The following is a 12,895-nucleotide window of genomic DNA, read 5'->3' on the forward strand; positions in this document are numbered from 1 at the left end:
TTCAGACCCCCAGTGATAAAAATCAATCCTTGAATGCCTTGGCCTGCTGTTCCAGGACAACTATCCTTTCCTTGATCCGTGCTTCTCGCTTTTGCCGACTTTCAGCATATGCATCCTCAATACCTGAAATCTTATCCTTGTAGAAGGATTGCATTGCGATATAAAAGGATCGGTTGGTCAGGTCATTCGTGTGATTACTTTCCCCAAGGTGCACCTGCCGAGTCAATAGAAACCTTAGCAGTCTATGGAAAGTCTCCTTCTTGAAGTTATCTTTGAACCGGGCCACCAGTTCTTCGTGGGATAACCTTGAATCATCCCCAAAGAAATCCTTAAAATGTTCTCTTTGGCCATAAAACCCGATGTTGTTCTCGAACAATGAGATGGAAATGGCCACCATTTCATCCGTGGTCAACGCTTTCTTTCGATCAATATATTCCGTCTCCCTGATCATGTCCACCACCTCCTTGAACTGGTTTTTGTTCTCGATTTGTTTTTTCCGCATTTCCCGGGCATTGATCTTGATGATTTGTTCCTCTGGGGTACATTCTGACATCTTACGTTTCTCCAAGGATTTGGCACCTGAGCTTCCACCATCTGTTTCCTCCCTCACCTTAACAAAAATGGTCTGAGTCAAATAGGTATCCGTTTCCAGAAGAATACCCTTTTCAAACCCATGGTCCAAGGCATTGTCCCATGCCTCCTTTTCCTCAGTAAAGTATTCTAAAGCCTCATTCAGGAATTCGGTCAACTCTTCCTCGGTATATTCATAATGCCGGTGCTCCTCTTTAATGCTTTCCATGGTAGGCGCAACAGGTTCCTTTAAAATATCCAGTTCATTTGTCAAATGTACCTTAAGACCTACTTTTCCCATTTGGGCCATGACCCATTGGTTGCGTTCCTCCTCCATCCAGTATTTGCTGATGTTGGGTACCAGTTTCAGTCCCTCCTTTTTCACCCTTTTCAAGAGTTGCATAAATGTCTTGGTCTTTTTGTTCTCAAAACAGGATGTCCGGGTACAGACCATTTTCCCTTCCCCGAACAGGTTCCCTTGGTTGGCGGCGTTGAAGGGACAGACAACACATGCCCCTGCTTTGGGCACCAAAGTTTTGTCCCTTACATCAAAGCAGGCTTTGGTCAGGTCAAAGGTCCGGCTTTCGATCATCCGTTTGATCCGATGCCCTTGGTATTCTCCTTCAAGGCTTTCCAGCATCATCTGTTGTTCCCCAGGTTCAAAAAGGGCCACTGCCACTGCTAGGCCCAAGGTCATTTCCCCATTTCGGACATAGGCCCTGAATCCTTCGATCAAACCGGCCAGTTTGATGCGCTGCCGAATATAGTTTTCGGAACGCCCCAGACGTTTTGCAATCTCACCTGGATCGTAGCGGTCCAAGAGAAACTGGATGGCCTCTGCCTCCTCTGTGGGTTCCACATCCTTCCGTTGCAGGTTCTCAATGATCTGCACTTCCAGAACTTCGGTATCGACATAGTCCCTTACCATGGCAGGGATAGTGGTCAATCCTGCCAATTTACTGGCACGAAACCGTCTTTCACCCATAACGATGGTAAATCCTTCATCCATTTTTCGTACCGTGATTGGCTGTAACACTCCATGTTCGGCAATGCTCTGTGCCAAATGATGGAGACTTTGCTCATCAAAGGTTTTTCGGGGTTGTGTCGGATCTGGGGAAACCGAACGGATTTCCAACATTTGGATTTGTGGAACAACTTTCACTTTTCCGGCACTCTTGGTTTGCCTTTTCTTTGTTGCTTGCCCATTGTTTCTCTTTTGGGCCGCTCTTTGTTTTGTTTGTGCTTCCATGATTTTTGGATTTTGGTTAAACAATATTTGAGCGTTCACCAAGCGGAAGACAAAATTTTGGAGCGGCAAGGAAACGGAATAAAAAGAGACTTACGGAACGGCTTTATGCCGTCCCTTGTCCGAGAAAAGATTGCGAGCTTAACTTTCGATAAAGATTGATTAATAGATTAAGTAACACTATACGCCCCCATTGGAATTACAAAGGCCTAGCGTTCAAGAAAAAAACTTGATCTTGAAACCCAGACGAAGTGAAAAGTGATGTTTGCAATCCAGTTGCACGATGATTGTCTTATCTTTGAATCGTGAAACTTTTGGCACTCATATTATCGCTTTATTTTCTTGGACTCAATGGGCTACCCTGTAATGATTGTGGCGGCATGGGAGATGATGAAGAAAAAGTTTCGATTGTCGATCACGGCGGTGACCATGACTCGACCTGTGGGCTATGTTCCCCTTTTTGTAAGTGCCACTGTTGCCATGTACATTCTTTGTACCTTGGCACTACTGCCTTTGAACCCATTACACATTCCATTGTCCGTGAAAATTTTATCCATTTTGATGGACCGGCCAGGGATGTCACTCCTTCCCTTTTCCAACCTCCAAGGTATTGATTCTAATTTTTTTAGGGGATAACTACATCCCATTACCATTGACATCCATGATGCAGTGATATCATTTGCAGCCATGGACATTCATTAACCGAATCAATTCCATTTTCCAATGATTAACAGAATCATTGATTTTTCAATCAATAACAAGTTTATAATCGGTCTGCTCACATTGGCACTCATTGGTGCAGGTATTTACAGTATGACCCAGGTTCCCATTGATGCTGTACCGGATATTACAAATAATCAGGTACAAGTCATTACGCAATCGCCCAATCTGGGTACAGAGGATATAGAGCAGTTCGTGACCTATCCCGTGGAAGTGGCAATGAGTAATCTTCCTGATGTCAAGGAAATCCGTTCGATTTCCCGATTCGGGCTATCGGTGGTAACGGTAGTTTTTTACGATGATATGGGAACCTTTTTGCCACGCCAGCTCGTTTCCGAAAAACTGATTGAGGTACGCGAGCAAATACCAGAGGAACTGGGTCAACCTTCAATGGGACCTACTACGACGGGTTTGGGCGAGGTGTACCAATACACCCTAAAGGTCGAGCCTGAGTTTCAGGACAAATATACCCTTGCCGACCTACGCACGATGCAGGATTGGATTGTGCAACGACAAATGGCGATGGTGCCCGGTGTTGTTGAAATCAATGCGATAGGTGGAAAAATAAAACAATACGAAGTGGCCGTTGACCCAAATGGACTTAAAGCCATCGGGCTTACCATTACCGATGTGTTCAAGGCCTTGGAAGCAAACAATAAAAACACGGGTGGTGCCTACATCGAAAAGAACCACCAGGCCAACTTCATTCGTGGCGAAGGTTTGGTACGCAACCTCAATGACATCAAGAAAATCGTTATTAAAAATGAAAATGGTGTGCCCATCACCGTAAACGATGTGGCCGATGTGCGCTTCGGTTCCGCCGTTCGCTATGGGGCATTGACGCAGGACGGCGAAGGCGAGGTCGTCGGTGGACTGGTAATGATGCTCAAAGGGGCAAACTCAAACGAGGTCATTGTCCGCGTCAAGGATAGGATGGCGGAAATCCAGAAATCACTTCCCGAAGGCGTGGTCATTGAACCCTTGTTGGATAGAAGTAAACTCATCAGTGAGACCACGGGCACGGTACGCAACAATCTTCTCGAAGGTGCGCTCATCGTGATTTTTGTACTCGTTTTTCTTTTGGGGAACTGGCGTGGCGGGCTGATTGTGGCATCGACCATTCCCCTATCGCTGTTGTTCGCCTTTATCCTGATGAACGTTTTTGATGTATGGGCCAACTTGATGAGCCTTGGGGCAATCGACTTTGGTATTATCGTGGATGGGGCGGTCATTATCGTGGAAGCGAGTGTGTTTCTTATGGCCAGTTATGTGCTTAAAAAGAAATCTTTGGATAAGAAAGACCGTTACGAAATTGCGGCTGATGCATCCAAAAAGATGATGAACGCGGCTTTCTTCGGGCAATTGATAATTCTTATCGTCTTCCTACCCATTCTGGCACTCGAAGGTGTCGAGGGTAAGATGTTCCAGCCGATGGTCCTCACGTTCATCTTTGCAATGATTGGCGCAATGATACTGTGCCTGACCTATGTACCGATGATGTCCGCCCTATTGCTGAATCCGTCAAAAAAGGAGAAGAAATCTTGGGGCGACCGTTTCGTCTATTGGGTGCAAGGCAGGTATCAGCCGCTACTGTTGCGAGCTTTGGAAAAAGGAAAATGGGTCGTTGGTATTTCGGTGGCTATCTTTGCCGTGGCCATCTTCACGTTTACCAAAATGGGCGGTGAGTTCATACCCCAATTGGACGAAGGTGATATTGCCTTCCACGCAATTTTGAAACCGGGAAGCTCATTGAGTGAGACCATTGAGACGACCACAAAAATAGAACGTATCGTAAAGGCTGAATTTCCCGAAGTGGAAAAAATAGTCAGCCGTATCGGTGTTGCGGAAGTTCCTACCGACCCGATGCCGATGGACTTCGCCGATGTATTCGTAATCCTAAAACCGCAGGACGAATGGGTTTCTGCCGAATCCAAAGATGAACTTATTGACAAGATGAAGGATGCCGTAAGCATTATCCCTGGTGTCAATTATGAATTTACGCAGCCCATTGAAATGCGGTTCAATGAACTACTGGAAGGCATCCGTGAGGATATTGCCATTAAAATATACGGTGAGGATATCGATGTACTTGCGTCCAAAGCGGACGAGATTACCAAAATCATCGCAGGTACCGAAGGTATAGGCGATATGCGGGCAGAAGCCACTTCAGGCTTGCCGCAGATGACCGTTAAGTACAATCGCAACAAACTGGCCCAATACGGCGTGAGCATTGACCAACTCAATACGATGGTGCAATCTGCTTTCGCCGGCGGGTATGCAGGGGTCATTTTTGAAGGTGAAAAGCGTTTTGATTTGGTGGTCAGGCTCGATGAGCGGAACCGTAGCGACATTAATGACATCCGGAACCTCTATATCAATCTACCGAACGGTTCACAGATTCCACTTCAAGAACTGGCAGCCATCGAATACACACCGGGACCGATGCAGATAAGCAGGGACAATACCAATCGCAGAACCTATGTAGGCGTTAATGTACGTGGTCGTGATGTGGAATCGCTGGTCAATGAGATAAGGGACAAGCTGGATGCAAACCTCGATTTACCCCCAGGTTATTTTATCCGCTATGGTGGTGCCTTTGAAAATCTGGAAAGGGCCAGCGACCGATTGCAGACCGTGGTTCCTATTGCCCTACTTCTCATATTCATCCTGATATATTTTGCGTTAAAATCCTTTCCGCAAACCTTGATGATTTACTTGGCCATACCGATGGCGACCATAGGTGGCGTGTTCGCTCTCTGGCTTAGGGGTATGCCCTTCAGTATTTCCGCAGGGGTCGGTTTTATTGTGCTTTTCGGGGTTGCCGTACTGAACGGTTTGGTGATGATAAGCGGACTCAACGAACTGAAAGAGGAAGGTGTGACCGATTTGAAAGAACGTATCCTTGAAGGCACCAAACGACGGGTGCGTCCCATAATGCTTACGGCCTTTACTGATATCCTTGGGTTTCTACCCATGGCGATTTCCGCATCCGCAGGGGCGGAAGTTCAACGACCGTTGGCGACTGTCGTTATTGGTGGATTGATAACTTCTACGCTATTGACACTTTTTATTCTACCCATTTTTTATCAATGGGTTGAAAAACGTTCGGAACGTAAAATAAAGGTCAATCCAAAAATCGTAACCGCTTCTGTAGTAATCTGTTTCTTTTTTGCTTTCGCGAAAGCGGAAGCGCGGCAAGTTCATCAGAACGATACATTTCCCGTTGTTTCATTGGAACGAGCGGTTGAAATTTCCAAGGAAAACTATCCACTCTTGAAAACAAAACAACTGGAAATCCAAAAGCAGAAAGCCCTAAAGGGCACGGCGTATGATATGGGTAATACCCAAGTGTTCACGGGCGGTGAGGAAGTTTCAGAAGGTCAAGGCATTTATACCATTGTTGGTTTAGGCCAACAGAACATCAACCTGTTCGGCCTTGGTGCGAAAAAACGATTGCAGAAACAACGTATCGCCTTGGCGGAAACAGCACTTGACCTCTCTGCATTGCAAGTGGAAAAGGAAGTGAAAAAGGCATGGTCACAGGCCTATCAGCAACGGCAGAAATATGAACTGTATCGCGAACTGGATTCCATCTATTCACAATTTGAAAAGGCCATCAAACTGAATTTTAAGGTAGAGGCCATTTCGCGTTTGGAATATTCATCGGCGACCAATCAGGCGTTGCAAATCAATAACAAACTGCAACAGGCCGAAAATGATTATGTCATTGCCCTGCAAAAACTCAATCTTTGGTTGGTTTCCGATACGTTCTATACTGTTCCCGACAGGTTGAATGAAAGCGAAGTGGCAGTATTGCGTTTATATGAGAAAATAGAAACCCATCCAGAACTGGAACTTTCGCAAAAACGGATTGATGAGGCCCAAGCCAGCTACAAAGCTGAACGTTCCGATTTGTTGCCCAGTCTCAACCTTCAGGGCGGATTGCAACGGGTGAACGGAAGCACCCGGTTCTATACCTATCAGGCAGGAATTTCCCTTCCGTTATTCTCAGGAACAGAACGCAGTCAGGCCAAGGCGGCGAAATTGGAAAGCGAAATCGCAAAAGCTAATGCGTACTTTACCAAACGTCAACTGCAATCAGAATACCAACAGGCGTTGCAAGCCTATCAAAAATGGGAAGCATCCTGGCAGTTCTATAAGAACAAAGCCCTGCCGCTTGCAGAGGAACAGCGAAAAGGAGCATTGTTAGCTTATAAGGAAGGTGCGGTGGATTATGTCGCTTTTACCCAAATCATCAGGGATGCCATACAGACGGAAATGGATGCGCTGGACGCACTCGACAATTATCTAAAATCAGTTTTCGAACTACAATATTTTAAGCAATAAAATGAAGAATCTTTCAAAATACGCAGTTATTGGTTTGTTGGCGATGCTTTTGGGATTGACCGCTTGTGGCAATTCCAAAAAAGAAACCGTTGATAATAGGCAAGCCAATCCAGAAATGGAAAAAGTACATTCCGAGGGCGAAGCCAAGGAAGTAATGCTGACGGCCAAACAATTCGATGCCTTACAAATGGAAATCGATACCCCAAAAATGCGGAATATGAGCGGGTACGTGGAAACCAATGGTCAGTTGGAAGTCCCACCACAGAACGAGGCCACCGTCACAACAGTGGTGGGTGCCAACGTGGTATCCATCGAGGTTATCGAGGGAGATAAGGTCAACAAAGGGCAAACGGTCGCTTACCTGTCACATCCCAATATCATCGAAAAACAGACCGATTATCTCGATGCCTATAGCAATAGTCAATTTTTAAAAAAAGAGTATGAACGGCAAAAAACATTGTATGATGCAGGCGTGGGCAGCGGTGCCAATTTTCAAAAGGCCGAAGGGGAATACCTGGTATCCCGAAGCAAGGCCAATGGTCTCGAAGCACAACTGCAACAATTGGGCATCAACTCAGCAGGTGTAAGGAATGGCACCATTTACCAGCGGGTTCCACTCAAAAGTCCCATCGAAGGGTTTGTGGAAAAGGTAAAGGTCAAGACGGGACAGTACGTAGAACCGCAGACCGACCTAATGGAAATCGTGGACACTCATCACGTACACGCAGATTTGATGGTTTTTGAAAAGGATGTCTATAAAGTGAAGGAAGGGCAAAAGGTAATTTTCAATGTACAGTCCATCCCCGGAAAGGAACTGACCGCCGAAATCTATTCCGTAGGAAAGACCTTTGAACAAAATCCTAAAGCGATTCACGTACACGCCGAAATCGAAAACAAGGAAGGGCAACTGATTCCAGGGATGTACATTCAGGGTCGTATCCAGACGGAAAATACCCAAACAGTGGCTATACCCGAAGCTGCCATCGCCGCGGATGGCGAACGGTTCTTTGTATTCTCGGCCGAAAAGGAAGGTGAGGATTGGTCATTTAAACCCATAGAAGTTGCGAAGAGCACAAAGGATGGCGATTGGATTGCCATTGATTTTCTCACGGAACAGCAACCGAATACGAAATATGCCTATGACAACGCCTACTATTTGATGGCTGAAATGAAAAAAGGCGAATCGGAAGAACACGGACATTAATAAAGAAAATCTTAAAATGAAAGAAATAGAAAAACGACTTGCCGAAAATGGTGTTCGTCCTACGGCGATGCGTATTTTGATCTATAAATATTTGGCTGAAAGGGAAGTGGCCATTGCCCTGACCGATATGGAGAACGCTTTCTCAAAAGCGGACAGAACCACATTGTACCGGACCCTGAAGACCTTTGAGGAAAAACGTATTGTGCACCAAATAGATGATGGCACCAATATTTCAAAATATGCCCTGTGCGAACCAGGTTGCAATTGTGAAATGGAACAAGATCTGCACCTGCACTTTCATTGCGATAGCTGTGATGAAACGGTCTGTCTCACTGAGCATAAGATTCCCCATATCAATCTGCCCGATGGCTTTGTGGCAGAAAATGCCAATTTGGTCATTAAGGGAATTTGCGACAAATGTAGCGGTCAATAAATGCACTTCCGTTGCACGAAACTAATTACGACCTTACAGTCTATGAAAAAGAAGAAAGTAAAACTACGTGATCTGGGGTCAAAGGGACACCCGGGCGAAAACGGACACGAGAGGGGCCATAACCATGGTGGTCCTGAAGGTGTATCTAAATTCAAGACTTATTTACCGGCCATTTCCAGCTTTGCAATGCTCATTGTTGGCATTGCAGTGGACTATTTTGATGCTTTCCCGTTTTTCAAGGGATGGATACGTATCCTATGGTACACCACCGCCTATATTCCCGTAGGGTTTCCTGTGGTCAAAGAAGGTTGGAAAAGCATCCAAAAAGGGGATTTCTTCACCGAATTTCTATTGATGTCGATAGCCACCTTGGGGGCCTTCGCCATTGGGGAATACCCTGAGGGTGTTGCGGTGATGTTGTTCTATTCCGTGGGTGAACTGTTCCAGGATGCCGCAGTAAAAAGGGCCAAAGGGAACATCAAGGCACTGTTGGATGCACGACCGGATGAAGCCTCGGTCTTCAGGGATGGAGATTTTATAACCGAAAACCCGGAGAATGTCAACATCGGGGAACGCATCAAAGTGCGGGTCGGCGAGAAAGTTCCGTTGGACGGTGCACTGCTTTCAGCAAGGGCCTCGATGAACACGGCTGCCATCACAGGGGAAAGCAAACCCGAGACTTTAGAGAAGGGAGATATCGTCTATGCAGGCAGTATCAATCTGGACGGGGTCATCGAAGTGGAAACAACCAAGGAATTCAAGGACAGCTCCATTGCCCGTGTCCTGGATATGGTTCAGAACGCTACCGCCCGAAAATCCAAGACGGAACTGTTCATCCGAAAGTTTGCCAGGATCTATACCCCTATTGTGGTATTCCTTGCCATTGCCCTTACCCTTCTCCCCTATTTTTTTGTGGACGATTATAACTTTAGGGATTGGTTGTACCGGGCATTGATATTCTTGGTGATCTCCTGTCCCTGCGCCTTGGTCATCTCCATTCCGTTGGGATATTTTGGTGGCCTTGGTGCCGCTTCCCGAAATGGGATCTTGTTCAAGGGAGCCTCCTTTTTGGATGCCATGACCAAGGTGAATACCGTTGTCATGGACAAAACGGGCACGGTAACCAAAGGTGTGTTCAAAATCAAGGACATCAAGTCCGCCGGTATGGATGAAACAGAATTCATGGGGTTCCTTCTGGCCTTGGAAGAACAATCCACCCATCCCATCGCCCTGGCCATAGTACAATACAAAAATGACAATCCCCATAAAGCCATGGACGTGAGTGAAGTGGCCGGAAAAGGATTAAAGGGTACAGTTAATGGAAAAGTGGTTTTGGCAGGCAACAAAGCGTTGATGGAAGCCAATGGAATAGCGGTTCCGTCTGAAACCGATTCCATCGTGGAAACCCTGGTCATGGTCAGTGTGGATGGCAAGTTTTCGGGATATGTCACCATAGCCGATGAACTCAAGGAGGATGCCCTGCACGGGGTTCGACAAATCAGGGAAGCAGGGATATCCAAACTCATCATGCTATCCGGTGACAAGGATTCCATAACCCAAAAAATTGCCAAGGAACTGGACTTGGATTGGGCCAAGGGCGGATTATTGCCCGAGGATAAGCTCAGTGAGGTCGAAAAACTAAAAAAGGTCACGGATAACATCATCGCCTTCATTGGCGATGGTATCAATGACGCACCTGTATTGGCGGCCAGTGATGTTGGCATTGCCATGGGGGGCCTTGGTAGCGATGTGGCCATAGAAACGGCAGATGTCATTATCCAGACCGACCAACCCAGTAAGATAGCACGAGCCATTAAGATTGCCCGTTCCACTCGCCGTATCGTTTGGCAGAACATTGGGTTGGCCTTTGGGGTCAAGGCGATAGTGCTTATTTTGGGAGCTGGGGGCATGGCCACCATGTGGGAAGCCGTCTTTGCCGATGTCGGTGTAGCCTTGTTGGCCATCTTGAATGCTGTACGTTTGCAGCGGATGCAATGGGAAAACAAAGAGCTTGGTCAAAAAAGATAAGGCCTGACCATATCCAAGAAATGGAATCTTAAACACTACAACTTGGAAGGCAAATTAATGGTTAAGTCTTTCCCACTGATTTCCCCAAGTTCCATTTTGAAAATTAAACTGTATTGTTTGGAAAAAATTTTTCAATGTTTTTCACTACAGTTGCAATAATTTCATCAGCTTCTGGGGCATCATCCTCGGTAATTTGATGGGCGACACTGGTCCTCCAAGCTCTTTTCACATTTGCAATCTTGGTGTCATCCACCAAATCCGAAGGATTAGTATACGCTAGATTTTTATGCTCCATTTTTTTAAGGAAAAGAGGAACAATCCTTTCCCAGTCCTTTTTGGAAAATTTTTGGGTCAGATGGTACAGATCATAAAAATCCCGTGGTGCCGTGTATGAACGCTGCTTCAGGGCCCTTAGCTTTTCAGCGATCACCTCGTCAATGACATAACATGGGCATTGTTTTTCACCTTGCAATCCATCGGAATAAGGATGCATAATGGGCAATATTTCGGGTTCCAAAATGATGACCTCGTCCGTACTCACTTCCAATTTGATTTTGGTCATCCAACGATCTGGTGGCGGGGGCTGTTGGTTTTTGGAGTGATTGCCCCCCCAATATTTTATGGATACCTGAAATCCTTTGGGCTCGTCATTAAAGACCAATCGGGAAATTTCACCTACACTGAACAGGATTCCGGTCCGATCCGTAGTGGTCTTGGCAATACCTTCCAGTTTTTCCTTTTCCAGTACGAAGTCCTTCTCCCTTGCCGTGAAATCCAGATCTTCTGAAAAACGATAATTCTTGATATAGCATTTACGCAGGCATGTTCCTCCCTTGAAAATGAGGTCATCCTTATAGGTTTCAAAAAAGACCGATAGAAAATGCCCCAGGACGTAGTCCTTGTCCACGGTATCGGGAGGCACCTTCCATTCTTTTGATCGCTCTATGATTTCCTTTTGAAGAATCATCTAATATCCACTTTGGGCCATTTGCAACAGGTTATCCCTTTTGATGTTCAATCGCAACTTCCATTCATTTACAAATTCCCCTTGATCCAGCCCACCTGCATCGATCAAACTATACTTTTTGTTCACCTGCTTTCTGGCATATTGGATAAAACCCTGTAAGCTATCCGCATGGAAAAGGGTTGCCAAAAAGCCCAGTCTTTTCGTCAGGGCAATATTGCCATAGGCCTTCGTATAGGTAATCAATCTTTCATTGTCCCATTTTTCATTGGCGAACGCTTTGATCAAATCGTCCAGATCACCCCCATAGCGGGGCTGGTCAAAACAATCCACTATGGTCATTTCCCTATCGGTCACCAAAAAACCATTTGCTCCAAAGCCTTCCAACATGGTACCGATATGTTTGCTTTCCTTTACGGTAACAAACTTTACCTTGGAGCCCAGGATGTTTGTATCCCTTTTCCTGTGGATGGTCTTGATAAAAAGGGTATACGGAAATCGTTCTGTAAGGTTATGATGGTGCAAAGCTGACCAATAGGCCAAGGTACTACCAGGGCTAATGAATGTAGCCAGTACATTGACATTGGAATAATTGGGTTTGGCATATACCCCTCTTTCTATTCGGTTCAACAACCCCTTTTGATGGAGGTTCTCCACCAATTCATTCACATTGTCCCCCAAACTTTTGGGCAATTGGATGGCCAGTTCCTTCAATTTGAAATAAAGGATTTCATGATCCTCCAAATACTTTACCAAAGCAATATGGCTTTCATTGAGATTTTCTGAGATGTATGTACTTTTCGCCATTACCTTTTATGACACAAAGAACCCTAAAAAATAGGGTCTATCGTTACACGATTGGTAAATTTAGGGGATTCATTTGAAAAAATAAGACTAAATGTCTAAAAAGTTTGATATCAAGGAAACATAGCTCAAAAAGTTAAACCTAGAACCATAGTGGAAACGCCAGACAAAGTATACCACACTAGCCGGATAAAATTGAGTACCTTTAGATGAAAACAAAACTCTGATTTTTAGACCACTAAGGCCATTATTGAGTGGCTCAAATTATCCGTATATGGTGGTATCAACCATCCGGCTCATCCACTATCCCATGGATTGGATCGAAACCCTACAAAAAAATAATGTCGCAAATGTTGTCAATATTTGCGACATTTTTTAAAAAGTAACTCAATGCTATTTCTTGTCATAATGTAAAATACTAAATTAATTACATTGAAATGGTATCAAGCATTACTATCTGTTGGAAAGTTCCTCAATAGAACCATAAATTTCCAATCCTTAAAGTTGAACCCATATTTTCCAAAAACTTTACCTGAATTCGACACATTCATAGCATAAATAACTTGGCACATCATCTAA

8 protein-coding genes are annotated in these 12,895 nt (G+C 45.2%); 5 read left to right on the forward strand and 3 right to left on the reverse strand.

Translation table 11 applies throughout. The features are described from left to right. Window positions 1-22: 22 nt before the first annotated feature. The gene (locus BLQ18_RS13835) at window positions 23-1,819 is read right to left on the reverse strand and encodes a ParB/RepB/Spo0J family partition protein (RefSeq protein WP_090298214.1); all 1,797 of its coding nucleotides are present in this window, start codon (window positions 1,817-1,819) and stop codon (window positions 23-25) included. A 302-nt stretch (window positions 1,820-2,121) separates the two neighbouring features. Between BLQ18_RS13835 and BLQ18_RS13840 the strand changes: the two genes are divergently transcribed. The 5 genes from BLQ18_RS13840 (at window position 2,122) to BLQ18_RS13860 (ending at window position 10,548) form a co-directional block, all read left to right on the forward strand. Then, a complete protein-coding gene (locus BLQ18_RS13840; RefSeq protein ID WP_090297818.1) occupies window positions 2,122-2,430 on the forward strand; it encodes a DUF6660 family protein in 309 nt (102 codons plus the stop codon). A gap of 109 nt (window positions 2,431-2,539) precedes the next feature. Beyond that, window positions 2,540-6,883 (forward strand): CusA/CzcA family heavy metal efflux RND transporter, encoded by a 4,344-nt coding sequence (locus BLQ18_RS13845; RefSeq protein ID WP_090297821.1) that lies wholly within the window; start codon window positions 2,540-2,542, stop codon window positions 6,881-6,883. 1 nt (window position 6,884) lies between these two features. Then, complete coding sequence (locus BLQ18_RS13850; protein ID WP_090297824.1) at window positions 6,885-8,087, forward strand: efflux RND transporter periplasmic adaptor subunit; 1,203 nt, start codon at window positions 6,885-6,887, stop codon at window positions 8,085-8,087. A 16-nt stretch (window positions 8,088-8,103) separates the two neighbouring features. Next, window positions 8,104-8,520, forward strand: a complete 417-nt coding sequence (locus BLQ18_RS13855) for a Fur family transcriptional regulator (RefSeq protein ID WP_090297827.1) — start codon at window positions 8,104-8,106, stop codon at window positions 8,518-8,520. Between the two features lie 42 nt (window positions 8,521-8,562). Then, complete coding sequence (locus BLQ18_RS13860) at window positions 8,563-10,548, forward strand: heavy metal translocating P-type ATPase (RefSeq protein WP_090297830.1); 1,986 nt, start codon at window positions 8,563-8,565, stop codon at window positions 10,546-10,548. 103 nt (window positions 10,549-10,651) lie between these two features. Here the strand turns inward: BLQ18_RS13860 and BLQ18_RS13865 are convergent, their stop codons facing one another. Then, entirely contained in the window at window positions 10,652-11,515 is an 864-nt protein-coding gene (locus BLQ18_RS13865) for a nucleotidyl transferase AbiEii/AbiGii toxin family protein (protein ID WP_090297833.1), read from the reverse strand. Beyond that, window positions 11,516-12,319: a type IV toxin-antitoxin system AbiEi family antitoxin domain-containing protein gene (locus BLQ18_RS13870; RefSeq protein WP_090297835.1), complete on the reverse strand. Its 804-nt coding sequence runs from the start codon at window positions 12,317-12,319 to the stop codon at window positions 11,516-11,518. Between the last annotated feature and the right edge of the window lie 576 nt (window positions 12,320-12,895).

The organism is Flagellimonas zhangzhouensis (assembly GCF_900102925.1).
Classification (GTDB): Bacteria; Bacteroidota; Bacteroidia; order Flavobacteriales; family Flavobacteriaceae; genus Flagellimonas; species Flagellimonas zhangzhouensis.